This window comes from Alsobacter sp. KACC 23698, from assembly GCF_045348435.1.
In the GTDB taxonomy this organism is placed as follows: domain Bacteria; phylum Pseudomonadota; class Alphaproteobacteria; order Rhizobiales; family Beijerinckiaceae; genus Alsobacter.
Genome location: NZ_CP157484.1, coordinates 5,429,436 through 5,444,992 on the forward strand (window position 1 = coordinate 5,429,436; position 15,557 = coordinate 5,444,992).

Annotated in this window: 15 protein-coding genes; 11 read left to right on the top strand and 4 right to left on the bottom strand. The window is 69.9% G+C overall.

All coding sequences use genetic code 11. The annotated features are described in order from the left end of the window. Positions 1 to 19: 19 nt before the first annotated feature. Positions 20 to 904 carry a bifunctional DNA-formamidopyrimidine glycosylase/DNA-(apurinic or apyrimidinic site) lyase gene (gene mutM, locus ABEG18_RS25950; protein ID WP_406855913.1) on the bottom strand — a complete coding sequence of 295 codons (885 nt, stop codon included), beginning with the start codon at positions 902 to 904 and terminating at the stop codon, positions 20 to 22. 85 nt (positions 905 to 989) lie between these two features. Between mutM and ubiE the strand changes: the two genes are divergently transcribed. The 6 genes from ubiE (at position 990) to cysK (ending at position 6,625) form a co-directional block, all read left to right on the top strand. Further along, the gene (ubiE, locus tag ABEG18_RS25955; protein ID WP_406855914.1) at positions 990 to 1,766 is read left to right on the top strand and encodes a bifunctional demethylmenaquinone methyltransferase/2-methoxy-6-polyprenyl-1,4-benzoquinol methylase UbiE; all 777 of its coding nucleotides are present in this window, start codon (positions 990 to 992) and stop codon (positions 1,764 to 1,766) included. Positions 1,767 to 1,773: 7 nt separating this feature from the next. Further along, entirely contained in the window at positions 1,774 to 3,351 is a 1,578-nt protein-coding gene (ubiB, locus tag ABEG18_RS25960; protein ID WP_406855915.1) for a 2-polyprenylphenol 6-hydroxylase, read from the top strand. A 25-nt stretch (positions 3,352 to 3,376) separates the two neighbouring features. Then, entirely contained in the window at positions 3,377 to 4,615 is a 1,239-nt protein-coding gene (gene coaBC, locus ABEG18_RS25965; RefSeq protein WP_406855916.1) for a bifunctional phosphopantothenoylcysteine decarboxylase/phosphopantothenate--cysteine ligase CoaBC, read from the top strand. After that, positions 4,606 to 5,079, top strand: coding sequence for a dUTP diphosphatase (dut, locus tag ABEG18_RS25970; RefSeq protein WP_406855917.1), 474 nt, complete (start codon positions 4,606 to 4,608; stop codon positions 5,077 to 5,079). The genes coaBC and dut overlap by 10 nt, the downstream gene beginning before the upstream one ends. A 27-nt stretch (positions 5,080 to 5,106) precedes the next feature. Beyond that, positions 5,107 to 5,553 carry an RrF2 family transcriptional regulator gene (locus tag ABEG18_RS25975; RefSeq protein ID WP_406855918.1) on the top strand — a complete coding sequence of 149 codons (447 nt, stop codon included), beginning with the start codon at positions 5,107 to 5,109 and terminating at the stop codon, positions 5,551 to 5,553. A gap of 79 nt (positions 5,554 to 5,632) precedes the next feature. Beyond that, positions 5,633 to 6,625 carry a cysteine synthase A gene (gene cysK / locus ABEG18_RS25980; protein ID WP_406855919.1) on the top strand — a complete coding sequence of 331 codons (993 nt, stop codon included), beginning with the start codon at positions 5,633 to 5,635 and terminating at the stop codon, positions 6,623 to 6,625. Positions 6,626 to 6,670: 45 nt separating this feature from the next. On the opposite strand, the gene ABEG18_RS25985 is transcribed toward cysK, so the two are convergent. Further along, complete coding sequence (locus ABEG18_RS25985; RefSeq protein ID WP_406855920.1) at positions 6,671 to 7,666, bottom strand: 2-hydroxyacid dehydrogenase; 996 nt, start codon at positions 7,664 to 7,666, stop codon at positions 6,671 to 6,673. Between the two features lie 203 nt (positions 7,667 to 7,869). Here ABEG18_RS25985 and ABEG18_RS25990 point away from each other — a divergent pair, with 203 nt between their 5' ends. Next, positions 7,870 to 8,409, top strand: coding sequence for an SH3 domain-containing protein (locus ABEG18_RS25990; protein ID WP_406855921.1), 540 nt, complete (start codon positions 7,870 to 7,872; stop codon positions 8,407 to 8,409). Positions 8,410 to 8,434: 25 nt separating this feature from the next. On the opposite strand, the gene irrA is transcribed toward ABEG18_RS25990, so the two are convergent. Further along, positions 8,435 to 8,956 (bottom strand): iron response transcriptional regulator IrrA, encoded by a 522-nt coding sequence (gene irrA, locus ABEG18_RS25995; RefSeq protein ID WP_406855922.1) that lies wholly within the window; start codon positions 8,954 to 8,956, stop codon positions 8,435 to 8,437. 218 nt (positions 8,957 to 9,174) lie between these two features. Between irrA and fabA the strand changes: the two genes are divergently transcribed. From fabA to ABEG18_RS26015, 4 genes are all read left to right on the top strand, one after another. Then, positions 9,175 to 9,687: a 3-hydroxyacyl-[acyl-carrier-protein] dehydratase FabA gene (gene fabA / locus ABEG18_RS26000; protein ID WP_406855923.1), complete on the top strand. Its 513-nt coding sequence runs from the start codon at positions 9,175 to 9,177 to the stop codon at positions 9,685 to 9,687. A 90-nt stretch (positions 9,688 to 9,777) separates the two neighbouring features. Beyond that, on the top strand, positions 9,778 to 11,001 hold the full coding sequence (gene fabB, locus ABEG18_RS26005) for a beta-ketoacyl-ACP synthase I (protein ID WP_406855924.1): 1,224 nt from the start codon (positions 9,778 to 9,780) through the stop codon (positions 10,999 to 11,001). A 29-nt stretch (positions 11,002 to 11,030) separates the two neighbouring features. Continuing rightward, the gene (gene fabI, locus ABEG18_RS26010) at positions 11,031 to 11,897 is read left to right on the top strand and encodes an enoyl-ACP reductase FabI (RefSeq protein ID WP_406855925.1); all 867 of its coding nucleotides are present in this window, start codon (positions 11,031 to 11,033) and stop codon (positions 11,895 to 11,897) included. Positions 11,898 to 12,009: 112 nt separating this feature from the next. Next, positions 12,010 to 14,373: a xanthine dehydrogenase family protein molybdopterin-binding subunit gene (locus ABEG18_RS26015; protein ID WP_406855926.1), complete on the top strand. Its 2,364-nt coding sequence runs from the start codon at positions 12,010 to 12,012 to the stop codon at positions 14,371 to 14,373. Positions 14,374 to 14,388: 15 nt separating this feature from the next. Here ABEG18_RS26015 and ABEG18_RS26020 read toward each other — a convergent pair whose 3' ends face one another. Next, entirely contained in the window at positions 14,389 to 15,555 is a 1,167-nt protein-coding gene (locus tag ABEG18_RS26020; protein ID WP_406855927.1) for an aminotransferase, read from the bottom strand. Between the last annotated feature and the right edge of the window lie 2 nt (positions 15,556 to 15,557).

Here is a 15,557-nt window from a genome sequence, read left to right on the forward strand (position 1 = left end):
GGCCCGGGAGGGCAATCGCTCACCTCTGGCAGACTGCGCAGAAGAAGGTCGAGCGCCCCGACTGGACGATGCGCCGCACGACGCCCCGGCAGCGCGGCGTCGGGCAGGGCTCGCCCTCGCGGTCATAGACGCGGAACCGATGCTGGAAATAGCCGAGCGAGCCGTCCGTGTGGGCGTAGTCGCGCAGCGACGATCCGCCCGCCGCCACCGCCTCCTCCAGCGTCTCGCGGATAACGAGGGCCAGCCGCTCGGACCGGGCCGTCGGGCCGCCGTCGCGACGGGCGATCGTGCCGGCCTCGCGCCGCGGCGAGAGGCGCGCCCGGTTCAGCGCCTCGCAGACATAGATGTTGCCGAGCCCGGACACGAGCCGCTGGTCCAGCAGCGCCGCCTTCAGGGGCGCGCTCTTGCCGGCGAACAGCGCCGCCAGGGAGGCGCCGTCGAGGGCGTTGCCGAGCGGCTCGATCCCCATGCCGCGAAACAGCGGGTGCTCGCCCAGCTCCGCCCTGGCGACCAGCGTCATGAAGCCGAACCGCCGCGCGTCATTATAAGTGACGGTCGCCCCGTTGGAGAGGCGAAACACCACATGGTCATGCGGCAGCGCCGCTCCGGCCTCGTGGTGGAACTCGCCCGGCTGCGCCACGGACCCGTCCGGCGCCGCCACCGTGAAGCGCCCCGTCATGCCCAGATGCATCACGAGCACCTCGCCGTCGTCCAGGTCGGCCAGCAGGTATTTCGCGCGCCGCCCCAGGGCTTCGATCCTGCGTCCCGCCAGGCGCTCGGCGAAGCGCTCCGGGAAGGGAAAGCGCAGGTCCGGCCGGCGCTGCTCCACGCGGAGGATCCGCGCGCCCACCATGGCGGGCTCGAGGCCCCGCCGGACGGTCTCGACTTCGGGAAGCTCGGGCATTTCCACCTGCGCGTGATGAACCTACGCCACATAGCGTCCCGCACGCCCGCGCGCTATGGTCCGCGCCGCAAACAGGAATTCGATCATGCAAGCGGGCAGGACCAGCAGGGGCGACGAGGCGGCCGAGACGCATTTCGGCTATGCGACCGTGCCCCTGGGCGAGAAGCAGTCGAGGGTGGACGAGGTCTTCCACAAGGTCGCCGGCCGCTACGACCTGATGAACGACCTGATGTCGGCCGGCCTGCACCGGGCCTGGAAGGAGGCGCTGGTCTCCACCCTGCGTCCGCCGTCGCGCCGGCCCTGGCGGCATCTGGACGTGGCCGGCGGCACCGGCGACATCGCCTTCCGGGTGCTGGAGGCCGCCGGCCCGCAGGCGCATGTGACCGTGCTGGACATCAACCCCGACATGCTGGCGGTGGGCGAGGCGCGCGCTCCGGCGCGGTTCGCCGGACAACTCGACTTCGTGGAAGGCAACGCCGAGAGCCTGCCCTATCCGGCCGGCGGTTTCGACGCCTATACGATCGCCTTCGGGATCCGCAACGTGCCGCGCATCGACCTGGCGCTGTCGGAGGCCTACCGGGTCCTCCGGCGCGGAGGCCGCTTCCTCTGCCTGGAGTTCTCGCATGTGGACGTGCCCATTCTGGACGCCGTCTACGACGCCTATTCGTTCACGGCCGTGCCGGCGCTCGGCAAGGCCGTGACGGGCGACGGCGAGCCTTACCGCTATCTGGTGGAATCCATCCGCAAGTTCCCGCGTCCGGCCGCGTTCTCGGCCATGATCCGCGAGGCCGGCTTCGGCCGGGTGACGGACCGCCCGATGAGCGGCGGCATCGTGCGCCTGCATTCGGCATGGAAGCTGTGAGCCGCGCGTGCTGACCTCCATCGTCCACCTGATCAGGCTGGCGCGCGTCGGCTTCGTGCTGGCGCGCGAAGGCGCCTTCGCGCTCGTCGATCCCGCCGAGCTGCCCCCCGCCGCCAAGCCGGCCCTGTGGGCCGCGCGCCTGATCGAACGCCCCGGCGCCGGAGACGGCGCGGAACGGCTGGCCGCGGCCCTGACGCGGCTGGGTCCGTCCTATGTGAAATTCGGGCAGTTCCTGGCCACGAGGCCCGACGTCGTCGGCGTCCGGGTGGCGCGAGACCTGGAGGCGCTGCAGGACCGCATGCCCGCCTTCGGCCGCGCCGAGGCCGCCAAGGTGATCGAGGCCTCGATCGGCCAGCCCTTGTCCTCGGTCTTCGCCGCCTTCGGCGAGCCGGTCGCCGCCGCATCCATCGCGCAGGTGCACCGCGCGACGGTCCGCACCGCGGCGGGAGACCGCGAGGTCGCCGTCAAGGTGCTGCGGCCCGGCGTGCGCGTCCGCTTCCGCAAGGACCTGCGCGCCATGGCCTTCGCGGCCCGCGCCATCGAGCGCATGTTGCCCGAGACGCAGCGCCTCAAGCCGATCGCCATCGTGGAGACGCTCGCGCGCTCCGTCGCGATGGAGATGGATCTGCGGCTGGAGGCGGCGGCGCTGTCCGAGATGGCCGAGAACACGCGCGACGACTCCGATTTCCGCGTGCCCGCGCCCGATTGGGAGCGCACCTCCCGCGACGTGCTCACCATGGAATGGATCGACGGGCTGCCGCTGAACGCGCTCGCCGCCATCGAGGACGCCGGCTATGACCGCGTCGCCCTTGGCCGCAGCGTCATCCAGTCCTTCCTCCGGCACGCGCTGCGCGACGGCTTCTTCCATGCCGACATGCATCCCGGGAACCTGTTCGTGGACAGGCAGGGCCAGCTCTGCGCGGTCGATTTCGGCATCATGGGCCGGCTCGGGCCGAAGGAGCGGCGGTTCCTGGCCGAGATCCTGCTCGGCTTCATCACCCGCAACTACCGGCGCGTGGCCGAAGTCCATTTCGAGGCCGGCTACGTGCCGGGCCATCATTCGGTGGACGACTTCGCCCAGGCGATCAGGGCCATCGGCGAGCCCATCCACGACCGCACCGCCGACCAGATCTCGATGGCCAAGCTGCTGACGCTCCTCTTCGAGATCACCGGCATCTTCGACATGACCACCCGCACCGAGCTGGTGATGCTGCAGAAGACGATGGTGGTGGTGGAGGGCGTGGCGCGAAACCTCGACCCTCGCCTCGACATGTGGCGGACCTCCGAGCCGGTCGTCCGCGAATGGATCGAGCGCAATCTGGGGCCGCTGGGGCGCATCGAGGAGGCCGGGCGCGGGGCGATGTCCTACGCCAGCCTGTTCGGCCATCTGCCGACCCTGGTGAACCGGGCCGAGCGCCTCGTGCTGGACCTGGAGGACGCGACGCGGCGCGGCTTCCGCCTGGCGCCGGAGAGCCTGGAAGGCATCGGCCGGGCCGAGGCCGACCGCAACCGCTGGTCGACGGTGGCGCTCTGGATCATCGCGATCTGCGTGTTCGCGGCGACGATGCGCATGCTGTCATGGTAGAGAAGCGCTGATCCCGGAGCCCCTCATGACGCTCAGCGGCAAACGCATCCTCCTCATCGTCGGCGGCGGCATCGCGGGCTACAAGGCCCTCGAGCTGATCCGCGTCCTGCGCAAGCGCGGGGCGTCGGTGCGCTGCATCCTCACCAAGGCCGCCCAGGAATTCGTGACGCCGCTGTCGGCGGCGAGCCTCTCGGGCGACAAGGCCTATACGGACCTGTTCTCCCTCACCGACGAGGCCGAGATGGGCCATATCGAGCTGTCGCGCGACGCCGACCTGCTGGTGGTCGCGCCGGCGACGGCCGACCTGATGGCCAAGATGGCGCACGGCTTCGCCTCCGACCTCGCCTCGACGGCGCTGCTGGCCACCGACAAGGCGGTGCTGATCGCGCCCGCCATGAATGTCCGCATGTGGGAGCATCCCGCCACGAAGCGCAATCTCGCGGTCCTGCGGGAGGACGGCGTCTCGGTGGTGGGCCCCGACGAGGGCGAGATGGCCTGCGGGGAATTCGGCTTCGGCCGCATGGCGCAGCCCGACGCGATCGCGGACGCGGCCGCTGCCTTGCTCAGCGGGGGCGCCGCCTCCCCGGCCAAGCCCCTCGCCGGGTGCCGCGCGCTCGTGACGTCCGGCCCGACGCATGAGCCGATCGACCCGGTCCGCTACATCGCCAACCGGTCGTCCGGCAAGCAGGGCCACGCCATCGCGCGCGCCCTGGCCGAGCTGGGCGCCGAGGTGACGCTGGTCTCCGGCCCGGTGGCGCTGGCCGATCCGCCCGGCGTCGCCGTGGTGAAGGTCGAGACCGCGGCCGAGATGCTGGCCGCCGTCGAGGCCCGGATGCCGGTCGACGCCGCGGTGTTCTGCGCCGCCGTGGCGGACTGGCGGGTGGCGCGGGCCGGAGACGAGAAGCTGAAGAAGACGCCCGGCGGGCCGCCCAGCCTGGGGCTCGTGGAGAATCCCGACATCCTGGCCACGATCGCCAAGCGGACATCGGGCCGGCCGGTGCTGGTCGTCGGCTTCGCGGCCGAGACCGAGAAGGTGATCGAGCACGCCAAGGCCAAGCTGGCCCGCAAGGGCTGCGACTGGATCGTCGCCAACGACGTCAGCACGCCTGCGGGCGGGACAGGCGTGATGGGCGGCGACCGCAACACGGTCTCCATCGTCACCCGGGACGGCGTCGAGACCTGGCCCATCCTCGACAAGACGGCGGTCGCCCAGCGCCTCGCGCAGCGCATCGCCGAGCAGCTGAAGGACCGCCAATGGGTGTAGGAACGGACGTCGCGAGCCTGCGCGTCGGCGTCGAACGGCTGCCGCACGCCGAGGGCCTGCCGCTGCCCCGCTACGAGACGGAGCACAGCGCCGGGCTGGATTTGCTCGCCGCCATCGGCGAAAATGAAAAAATCACGTTGGAAAGCGGGAAATGGGTGCTTGTCCCGACGGGCCTGAAGCTCCACCTCCCTGAGGGGCATGAAGGGCAGGTCCGACCCCGGTCCGGACTGGCCCTGAAGCACGGCGTCACGGTGCTGAACGCGCCGGGCACCATCGACGCGGACTATCGCGGCGAGGTGGGCGTGATCCTGGTGAATCACGGCCCTGCGCCGTTCGTGATCAACCGGGGCATGCGCGTCGCCCAGCTGGTCGTCGCCGCGGTGACGCGGGTGCGGCTGGCGGAGGAGGGCGCGCTCGAAAAGACCGGGCGCGGCCAGGGCGGATTCGGATCGACGGGTGTCTGACGCTCGTCCCCAGGGAGGAGCTGACGGATGATCCTGTTGTCGAGACGAAGCCTGTTGGCCATCGCGGCCGTGGTGGACATCGCGCTGCATGCGCGGCCCTCACCGGTCGCCGCCAAGATGCTGGCGGTTCGGCACAATCTTCCGCCGCGCCATCTTGAGACCATGTTGCAGGCGCTCGTCAGGGCAGGGATCCTGAAAGGGGTGCGCGGCCCTCGCGGCGGCTACGAGATCGCCCGCGAGCGCCGCCGCATCACGGCCGGCGACATCGTCCGGGCCGCGATGGCCTCCACGGGCGAGGACTCCATGCCGCCCGCGCCGGAGTCGCGCCTGGTCGACGAGGTGATCGGCCCGACGGTCCAGGGCGCCGGCGAGGCGTTCCTCAAGGAGCTCGACGCCGTCACGGTCGACGACCTGTGCCGGCGCGCCGACGGGCTCTTCAAGGACGCGCCCGTGACCGCAGATTTCACGATTTAGAATTGGATTTAGAGTTCATTCTCGACGCAGCGTGTGGATAAGTCTAATCCTGTGACCACAGGTTCGATGGAGAGCGACGATGGCCAATCCAGCAGCACTGCACGTCTCGCAGCAGGGGTCCGAGGCCGCTCCCGGCCGCGGCCGGATCTATGACTCGATCACCGATACGATCGGCAACACGCCCCTCGTCCGCCTGCAGCGGCTGGCGCGTGAAAAGGGCGTCGGCGCCCACCTCTTGGCCAAGCTCGAGTTCTTCAACCCGATCTCGAGCGTGAAGGACCGCATCGGCGTCAACATGATCGACGCCCTGGAGGCGTCCGGCGCGATCCAGCCCGGTTCGACCCTGATCGAGCCCACCTCGGGCAACACCGGCATCGCCCTGGCCTTCACGGCGGCGGCGCGTGGCTACAAGCTCATCCTGGTCATGCCGGAATCGATGTCGGTGGAGCGGCGCAAGATGCTGGCGCTCCTGGGCGCGCAGCTGGAGCTGACGCCGGCGCCGCTCGGCATGAAGGGCGCGATCGCCCGGGCCGAGGAGCTGAAGGCGGCCACGCCGGGCGCGGTGATCCCCCAGCAATTCGCCAATCCGGCCAATCCTGAAATCCACCGCCGCACGACCGCGGAGGAGATCTGGAACGACACCCATGGCGAGGTGGACTACTTCGTGTCGGGCGTCGGCACGGGCGGCACCATCACGGGCGTCGGCCAGGTGCTGAAGCCGCGCCGGCCCACCCTCAAGGTGGTGGCGGTGGAGCCGGAGGATTCGCCGGTCCTGTCCGGCGGGCAGCCGGGTCCGCACAAGATCCAGGGCATCGGCGCCGGGTTCGTGCCGCAGGTGCTGGACCGCTCGATCATCGACGAGGTGATCACGGTCGGCAACCAGACCTCCTTCGACACCGCGCGGCATCTCGCCCGCCTCGAAGGGATCCCGGTGGGCATCTCGTCCGGCGCGGCCGTGGCGGCGGCGCTCGAGATCGCGGCCCGGCCGGAGGCGAAGGGCAAGAACATCGTCATCATCATCCCGTCCTTCGCGGAACGGTATCTGTCGACGGCGCTGTTCGAGGGTCTCTGACCCCGGGACGGACGGGACGGGCGGCGCGACGCCGCCCGCGCCCGATCAGAGCATCGCGGGCAGGACGCGGTCCGGCGGACGGTGCCCGTCCATGAAGGTCTTGATGTTGACGATGACCTTCTCGCCCATGTCGACGCGCCCCTCGATGGTGGCGGAGCCCATGTGGGGCAGCACCACGACCTTGTGCTGGCGCGCCAGCTTGAGGGTTCGGGGCGAGATCGCCGGCTCGTGCTCGAACACGTCCAGGCCCGCGCCGGCGATCTCGCCGGCCTCAAGCATCCGGGTGAGGGCGTTCTCGTCGATGATCTCGCCGCGCGCCGTGTTGACCACGATGGCGTCGCGCTTCAGCAGCTTGAGCCGGCGCGCCGACAGGAGGTGATAGGTCGCGGGGGTGTGCGGGCAGTTGACCGACACCACGTCCATGCGGGCCAGCATCTGGTCCAGCGAATCCCAGTAGGTCGCCTCCAGGGCTTCCTCGATCGCGGCGGCCACGCGCCGGCGGTTGTGATAATGCACCTGCAGGCCGAACGCCTTGGCGCGGCGCGCCAGCGCCTGGCCGATACGGCCCATGCCGACGATGCCGAGGCGCTTGCCGGTGATGCGGTGGCCCAGCATCCAGGTCGGCGACCAGCCGTTCCAGGTCTCGTCGGGGATGACCCGGGCGCCCTCCGCGATGCGGCGGGCGACGGCCAGGATCAGCGCCATGGTCATGTCCGCCGTGTCCTCGGTGAGGACGCCCGGCGTGTTGGTGACCGTGATGCCGCGCGACAGGGCCGTCTGCACGTCGATATTGTCGACGCCGTTGCCGAAATTGGCGATCAGCCGCAGATTCTCTCCCGCCTGCGCGAGCAGCGGAGCGTCGATCTTGTCGGTGACGGTCGGAACCAGGACGTCCGCGGTCCTGACCGCCTCGACCAGCTCGGCCGGCGACATGGGCGCATCCGTGACGTTGAGCCTGGCGTCGAACAACTCACGCATGCGGGTCTCGACCACGTCGGGCAGCTTCCGGGTCACGACGACGAGCGGCTTCTTCTTGGTCATTGTCGGCGGTCCCCCACCCCGCGGTTCGGCCCGAAGAGCGGGCGCATTCACCAAGCGTTAACGATGCGCGGGGGACAACGGGAGGGTCCCCGCGCGCCGCACAGGCCAAGTCTTGTCCAGGCGAGTCCTGTCTAGCGATGCGACGGCGGAAACACAACGCCCGGTCACCGGGACAATAGATCTAGAACCCGCGGTTCGTCTCCATGCGCTCGATGCCCCCCTTCTTCGCCCGCACCCTGGCCGTCGCCGCCGCCCTGTTCTGCGCCTGGGGTCCGTCGCCGATCCTGGCCGCGGACGGCACCAGCGCCGGAACCGCGTCCGGCCTCCCGGTGCCGCGATTCGTCAGCCTGAAGTCGGACCGGGTGAACCTGCGCGAGGGTCCGTCCAAGGACCACCGCACGAGCTGGGTGTTCCAGCGCGCCGGGCTGCCCGTCGAGATCACGGCCGAGTTCGAGACCTGGAGACGCATCCGCGACTCCGACGGCGCGGAAGGCTGGGTGCTGCACAGCCTGCTGTCGGGCCGGCGCACCGGCCTGGTCGCGCCCTGGTGGAAGCAGGGACCGCTGGCGCTCTACAACCGGGCCAACCTGAAGGGCGACGTCGTCGCGCAGCTCCAGCCGGGCGTGCTCGGCACGCTGAAGACCTGCGACGGCCAGTGGTGCCGCGTCATCGGGCCGGGCTTCGACGGCTGGATGCCGCAGAACAAGCTGTGGGGCGTCTATCCGAACGAGAAGGTGGAGTAGCCGTCGCGGCGATCCGGCCGCAGCCTCAGCCCTTCTTGCGCAGCCGCACGATCACGTCGACGCGGGCGATCTCCATGCCGGGCGGCGGCTCGGGCAGGGAGGCGACCTCCACCTCATGCCCCTCGATGTCGTGGAGCGTGTTCTCGCCCTCGACGAAGAAGTGGTGGTGGTTGCTGACATTCGTGTCGAAATAGGTCTTGGCCCCGTCCACCGCGACCTCGCGCAGCAGCCCCGCCTGGGTGAACTGGTGCAGCGTGTTGTAGATGGTGGCCAGCGACACCGGCACGCGGGCCTTGGCGGCCTCCTCGAACAGCACCTCGGCGGTGACGTGCCTGTCGCCGCGGGCGAAGAGCAGCCAGCCCAGCCCCACGCGCTGGCGCGTCGGGCGCAGGCCCGCCTGCCGCAGCTTGCCGCGCAGGTCGTGGAAGGGGCAGCCGCTCTGGTTCGACCACCCGCCCGCCTGAGCCGCGGGCGCGCCCGCCCTGGCGCCGGCGGAGCCGAGCGCAGGGATGCCCTGGCGACGAGCGGAATGGCTGAAATCCGTCATGGGGTGCGCGCGAACCGTGATTGTGAAGATCCTGCATATCATAAGAACGGCGGACCGTCGCCGCAACCCAGGGAAAATGTGGGGACGCCGCCCGGGACGCTTCGACCTCTTGCGGCTTTCGATGCGCGATCCGCTGTGCTACCACCTTGCGCGAAATCGGGCGTGTCCGGCAGGACCACGCCTCATCTTCCATGACGGGAACGGAGCCCCTCGGGGACATGCAGCAGCGGTCGACCTACGAATACGAGGATCTTCTCGCCTGCGGACGCGGCGAGATGTTCGGGCCCGGCAACGCCCAGCTTCCTCTTCCGCCGATGCTCATGTTCGATCGGATCGCCGAGATCAGCGAGACCGGCGGACCGAACGGAAAAGGCCTGATCCGCGCCGAGCTCGAGGTCCGTCCTGATCTCTGGTTCTTCCAGTGCCACTTCAAGGACGATCCCGTGATGCCGGGCTGCCTCGGCCTCGACGCGTTGTGGCAGCTCACCGGCTTTTATCTTGGCTGGCTGGGCGCGGAAGGCCGCGGCCGCGCGTTGGGAGTCGGCGAGGTCAAGTTCTCCGACCAGGTCCTGCCGAGCGTCAAGAAGGTCGTCTACGGCGTCGATCTCAAGCGGGTGTTCCGCTCGAAGCTCGTGCTGGGCGTCGCCGACGGCTGGCTGGAGGCCGACGGCCGCCGCATCTACGAAGCCAAGGATCTGCGGGTCGGGCTGTTCAAGACCGCCGGAGCCTGAGGCCCCTGGATACCGCCCCGTTCATCCTCGTTTGAATCTTCGCCCGGGTCTCGACGAGCTCGCCGGGCGCCATGGGAAGGAGCCGACACCATGAAGCGCGTCGTCGTGACCGGCATGGGCATCGTCTCATCGATCGGAAACACCACCCAGGAGGTCCTCGCATCGCTGCGCGAGGCCAAGTCCGGCGTCGTCCGGGCCGACAAATACGCCGAACTCGGCTTCCGCTGCCAGGTCCACGGCGCGCCGACGCTCGACCCGTCCGAGCTGGTCGACCGCCGCGCCATGCGCTTCCACGCCACCGGGACGGCCTGGAACCACGTCGCGATGGACCAGGCGATCCGCGACTCGGGCCTCGAGGAGAGCGACATCTCCAACGAGCGCACCGGCATCATCATGGGCTCCGGCGGCCCGTCCGCCCGCACCATCGTGGAGGCGGCCGACATCGCCCGCGACAAGGGCCCCAAGCGGATCGGCCCCTTCGCGGTGCCCAAGGCGATGTCGTCGACGGCCTCCGCCACGCTCGCCACCTGGTTCAAGCTGAAGGGCGTCAACTATTCGATCTCGTCGGCCTGCGCGACGTCGAACCACTGCATCGGCAACGCCTACGAGATGATCCAGTACGGCAAGCAGGACGTCATGTTCGCCGGCGGCTGCGAGGAGCTCGACTGGACGCTCTCGGTGCTGTTCGACGCCATGGGGGCGATGTCGACCAAGTACAACGACCGCCCGGCGGTCGCCTCCCGCGCCTATGACAAGAACCGCGACGGCTTCGTCATCGCGGGCGGCGCCGGCGTGCTGGTGCTGGAGGAGCTGGAGCACGCCAAGGCGCGCGGCGCGCGCATCTACGCCGAGATCGTCGGCTACGGCGCCACCTCGGACGGCTACGACATGGTGGCCCCGTCGGGCGAGGGCGCGATCCGCTGCATGCGCCAGGCGCTGGCCGGCGTGAAGGGCCCGATCGACTACATCAACCCGCATGCGACCTCCACGCCCGTCGGCGACCAGAAGGAGATCGAGGCCATCCGGCAGGTCTTCGGCTCGGGCGAGAAGTGCCCGCCGATCTCCGCCACCAAGTCGCTCACCGGCCATTCGCTGGGCGCCACCGGCGTGCAGGAGGCGATCTACTCGCTCCTGATGATGCAGAACGGCTTCATCTGCGAGAGCGCCAACATCGAGGAGCTCGATCCCGAATTCGCGGACATGAACATCGTCCGCAAGCGGATCGACAACGCCAGGCTCGGCACGGTCCTGTCCAACTCGTTCGGTTTCGGCGGCACCAACGCCACCATCGTGATGAAGCATCCGGACGCCTGAGGCGCCCTTCCCCGAACCAGGAGAACGGCATGTCCTCGTTCATGTCCGGCAAGCGCGGCCTCATCATGGGCGTCGCCAACGACCACTCGATCGCGTGGGGCATCGCCAAGAGGCTCGCCGAGCACGGCGCCGAACTGGCCTTCACCTATCAGGGTGAGGCGCTGCGCAAGCGGGTCGCCCCGCTGGCCGAGAGCCTGAACCCGGACAAGAGACGCGGCCCGGCCCTGGTGCTGCCCTGCGACGTGGAGGACATCGCCTCGGTGGACGCCGCCTTCGCGGCCCTGAAGGACGCCTGGGGCTCCATCGACTTCGTGGTCCACGCCATCGGCTTCTCCGACAAGAACGAGCTGAAAGGGCGTTACGCCGACACCTCGCGCGAGAACTTCTCGCGCACCATGGTGATCTCCTGCTTCTCCTTCACGGAGATCGCCAAGCGGGCCGCGGCCCTGATGCCGAACGGCGGCTCGCTCGTCACGCTGACCTATGGGGGCTCCACCCGGGTCATGCCGAACTACAACGTCATGGGCGTCGCCAAGGCGGCCCTCGAGGCCAGCGTTCGCTATCTGGCGAGCGATTTCGGGCCGCAGGGCGTCCGGGTCAACGCGCTCTCGCCCGGCCCGGTGCGGACGCTCGCCGGCGCCGGCATCACCGACGCGCGGCTGATGTTCAACTACCAGAAGCGGCACGCCCCGCTCCGGCGGACGGTGTCGATCGAGGAGATCGGCGGTTCGGCGCTCTATCTCCTGTCCGATCTCTCGGCGGGCGTCACAGGCGAGATCCACTATGTGGATTCCGGCTACAACATCATCTCGATGCCCGCGCCCGACGCCCTGAAGACGGTGGACGCCGCCGAGACTGCCGCCGAGGCGCAGGCCGCCGGCGAAGCGGCCGAGTAGCCAGCGCCCCCATGACCTCTGCGCGGCGGAGCCCTGCCCGCCGGGCCCTCGCCTTCGCGGCGCTGCGCGCTAGACTCCCGACCAGCCCGCATCACCCGAGCCCCCGACCGTCATGAACAAGCCGACGCCCCCGAGCGACCTCTCCCTGATGAAATTCGGCATCGGCCAGCCCGTGCCGCGCAACGAGGATCCGGTCCTGGTGCGCGGCGAAGGCCGCTACACCGACGACGTCAACATGCCGGGCCAGCTCTACGCGGCCTTCGTGCGCAGCCCCTACGCGCATGGCGTGATCAACGGGATCGACCTCTCCGCCGCCCTGGACATGCCGGGCGTGGTCGCCGGCTACACCGGCGCGGACCTGGTGGCGGCCGGCTACGACACGCTGAAATGCATCATGACGCAGAAGCAGCGGGACGGCTCGGCCATGGTGACGCCGGCCCGCCCCTCCCTGGCGGTCGACAAGGTGCGCTTCGTCGGCGACCCGGTGGCCTTCGTGGTCGCCGAGACGGCCGAACAGGCCCGGGACGCCGCCGAGGCCGTCGCGCTCGACATCGACGTTCTGCCCGCGGTGGTGACGCCCGAGGAGGCCGACAAGCCCGGCGCGCCGACGCTCTACGACGAGGCGCCCGGCAACTGCGCTCTCGACTATCATTTCGGCGACACCGAAAAGGTCTCGGCCGCCTTCGCGTCCGCCGCCCATGTGACGACGCTCGACATCGCCAACAACCGCGTCGTCGTGAACCCCATCGAGCCCCGCGCGGCCGTGGCGCAGTTCGAGGAGGGCCGCTTCGTCCTGCACGTGCCGACCCAGGGCGTGTTCGGCTTTCGCAACAACCTCGCCAATGTGCTGAAGGTGGACCCCAAGCAGGTCCGCATCGTCACCGGCAATGTCGGCGGCTCCTTCGGCATGAAGGCGTCGGTGTTCCCCGAATATGTCAGCCTGCTGCACGCCGCGCGCCTGCTCGGGAAGGCGGTGAAGTGGACCGACCAGCGCTCGGAAAGCTTCGTCTCGGACCACCACGGGCGTGACCAGAACGTCCACGCCGAGCTGGCGCTGGATGCGAAGGGCAAGTTCCTCGCCGTGCGCATCAGCGGCCACAGCAACATGGGCGGCTACCTTTCGCCGGTGGCGCCTCTGATGTCGACGCTGAACATCCACAAGAACGGGGTCGGCACCTACACGACGCCGCTGTTCCAGGTCGACACGCGCTGCATGTTCACCAACACGGTTCCGATCAGCGCCTATCGCGGCGCGGGGCGGCCTGAGGGCAATTACTTCATGGAGCGGCTGATCGACCAGGCCGCCCGGGAGATGGGGATCGACCCGATCAGCCTGCGCAAGCGCAACCAGATCAAGCCGTCCCAGATGCCCTACAAGACTCCGGTCGACACCGTCTACGACTCGGGCGACTTCAGCGCCTTGCTGGACCGCGCCATCGAGGCCGCCGACTGGAAGGGCTTCCCGCAGCGCAAGCGCGAAAGTCGCAAGAGGGGCCTGCTGCGCGGGCGCGGCATCGGCTGCTACCTGGAGGTGACGGCCCCCCCCATGAACGAGATGGGCGGGATTCATTTCGAGGCCGATGGCTCCGTCACCATCGTGACCGGGACGCTGGACTACGGGCAGGGGCACTGGACCCCCTTCGCCCAGGTGCTGACCGACAAGCTGGGCGTGCCCTTCGACAAGATCAAGCTGGTGCAGGGCGACAGCGACAGGCTGATCGCGGGCGGCGGCACCGGCGGGTCGAAGTCCATCATGGCGTCCGGCGCGGCGATCGCCGAAGCCGGCGACAAGGTCATCGAGAAGGGCCGCCTGATCGCGTCCTACGCGCTGGAGGCGGGTGTCGAGGACATCGAGTTCGCCGACGGCCGCTTCGCCATCGCGGGCACCGACCGCGGCGTCGACGTGATGGAGTTGGCCGCCAAACTGCGGGACGGGAGCCTGTCCCTGCCGCCCGACGTTCCGGCGACGCTCGACGTCGACCACGTGCACAGGCTTTCGCCGTCGGCCTATCCGAACGGCTGCCACATCGCCGAGGTGGAGATCGATCCTGACACCGGCGTCACGAAGGTCGTGCGCTACAGCATGGTCAACGACTTCGGCACGGTGGTGAACCCGCTGCTGGTCGAGGGTCAGCTTCATGGCGGCGTGATGCAGGGCATCGGCCAGGCGCTGATGGAGTTCACCGAGTATGACGCCGACGGCCAGCTCGTGACCGGGTCCTTCATGGACTACGCCATGCCGCGGGCCGACGACATGCCGGAGTTCTCCTTCGAGAGCCGGCCCACGCTGGCCAAGACCAACCCGCTCGGGGCCAAGGGCTGCGGCGAGGCGGGCTGCGCCGGCGCGCTCCCGTCGGTGATGAACGCCATCGCGGACGCGCTGGCGGAGGTCGGCGTCCCGCACATGAACATGCCGGCCACGCCCAAGCGGGTGTGGGAGGCGATCCAGCAGGCCCGGGCGGCGTCGGCCGCCTGAGCGCCCCGGCGGCCGTCAGAGCGAAAAGCCGGCCAGCCTCTCGGGGAGGCCGGCGATCGCGTCCCGATCCGCATTGGCGAAGGCGACCCGCAGGTGTCCATCCTGGCCGGCGCCGAAATAGCCGCCCGGCAGCGCCAGCACGCCGCGTTCGCTGGCGAGCTTGCGCGCCACGACCGGGGCGGGGACGTCCCGGAACGGATGCGCCACATAGGCGAAATAGGCCCCGATCGAGTCGATGCGCCATTCGGGCGCCTGCGCGAACGCGGCGCCGAAGGCCGCCGCCCGCGCGCCGATCTCGCGCCGGTTCTGCTCGCGCCAGTCGCCCAGCGCCCCGATCGCCCAGGCGAGCGCCATCTGGCCGGCGCGGGTCGGGCAGATCTGCACGCAGTCCAGCACCTTGCCGATCTGGGCGATCACGTCCTCGCCGGCCGTCACGGCGCCCAGCCGGTGGCCGGGGATGCAGTAGGACTTGGAGAAGCTGTAGAGGCCAATCACCGTGTCGCCCCAGCCGGCCTCGCCGAACAGCCCGTGCGGCCGCCCGCCGGCGTCCAGGAAGTCGCGATAGGTCTCGTCGACGACGAGCCAGATCCCCTTGCGCCGGCACAGCGCCGCGAAGCGCGCCAGCGTCTCGGGCGGATAGACCGCCCCGGTCGGATTGTTGGGGGTGATCAGCACGATCGCCTTCACCCGGTCGTCGATCAGGCGCTCGGCGAGATCCGGGTCAGGGATAAACCCGTTCTCCGCCGCGCAGGGCAGGGGGCGCGCCTCCACGCCCAGCATGCGGCAGGTCATCTCGTGGTTGAAGTACCAGGGCGAGGGCAGCAGGACCGCGTCGCCGGCCCGGGCGAGCGCCATCAGGGCGATGACGAAGGCCTGGTTGCATCCCGCCGTGATGGCGGTCTCCGCCGGCCGGATGGTCGCGCCATAGACCGAGGACGCATGCGCCGCATAGGCGTCGCGAAGGTCCGCGTCGCCGGAGATGGAGCCGTATCCCGCGGCCGCGACCTGGCCGGCCGCCTCCGACAGCCGCGCCAGCATTTGCGGATGGGGCGGATAGCCCGGCACCGCCTGCGACAGGTCGATCAGCGGGCCGCGTGCGCCCGCATAAGCCCGGGCCCAGCCCTGGGCCTCGGGGATCGGCGGCGTCGCGGTGTCGACCAGATTGGGATTCAGGGCAGCCATTC

Excerpts from the sequence above, each read along its gene's own strand:
- cysK (WP_406855919.1), top strand. The coding sequence starts at position 5,633 with ATGGCCAATCCAGCAGCACTGCACGTCTCGCAGCAGGGGTCCGAGGCC.
- mutM (WP_406855913.1), bottom strand. The coding sequence starts at position 904 with ATGCCCGAGCTTCCCGAAGTCGAGACCGTCCGGCGGGGCCTCGAGCCC.
- ABEG18_RS25985 (WP_406855920.1), bottom strand. The coding sequence starts at position 7,666 with ATGACCAAGAAGAAGCCGCTCGTCGTCGTGACCCGGAAGCTGCCCGAC.
- coaBC (WP_406855916.1), top strand. The coding sequence starts at position 3,377 with ATGACGCTCAGCGGCAAACGCATCCTCCTCATCGTCGGCGGCGGCATC.
- fabI (WP_406855925.1), top strand. The coding sequence starts at position 11,031 with ATGTCCTCGTTCATGTCCGGCAAGCGCGGCCTCATCATGGGCGTCGCC.
- ABEG18_RS26020 (WP_406855927.1), bottom strand. The coding sequence starts at position 15,555 with ATGGCTGCCCTGAATCCCAATCTGGTCGACACCGCGACGCCGCCGATC.
- fabB (WP_406855924.1), top strand. The coding sequence starts at position 9,778 with ATGAAGCGCGTCGTCGTGACCGGCATGGGCATCGTCTCATCGATCGGA.
- irrA (WP_406855922.1), bottom strand. The coding sequence starts at position 8,956 with ATGACGGATTTCAGCCATTCCGCTCGTCGCCAGGGCATCCCTGCGCTC.
- ABEG18_RS25990 (WP_406855921.1), top strand. The coding sequence starts at position 7,870 with ATGCGCTCGATGCCCCCCTTCTTCGCCCGCACCCTGGCCGTCGCCGCC.
- ABEG18_RS26015 (WP_406855926.1), top strand. The coding sequence starts at position 12,010 with ATGAACAAGCCGACGCCCCCGAGCGACCTCTCCCTGATGAAATTCGGC.
- dut (WP_406855917.1), top strand. The coding sequence starts at position 4,606 with ATGGGTGTAGGAACGGACGTCGCGAGCCTGCGCGTCGGCGTCGAACGG.
- fabA (WP_406855923.1), top strand. The coding sequence starts at position 9,175 with ATGCAGCAGCGGTCGACCTACGAATACGAGGATCTTCTCGCCTGCGGA.
- ubiE (WP_406855914.1), top strand. The coding sequence starts at position 990 with ATGCAAGCGGGCAGGACCAGCAGGGGCGACGAGGCGGCCGAGACGCAT.
- ABEG18_RS25975 (WP_406855918.1), top strand. The coding sequence starts at position 5,107 with ATGATCCTGTTGTCGAGACGAAGCCTGTTGGCCATCGCGGCCGTGGTG.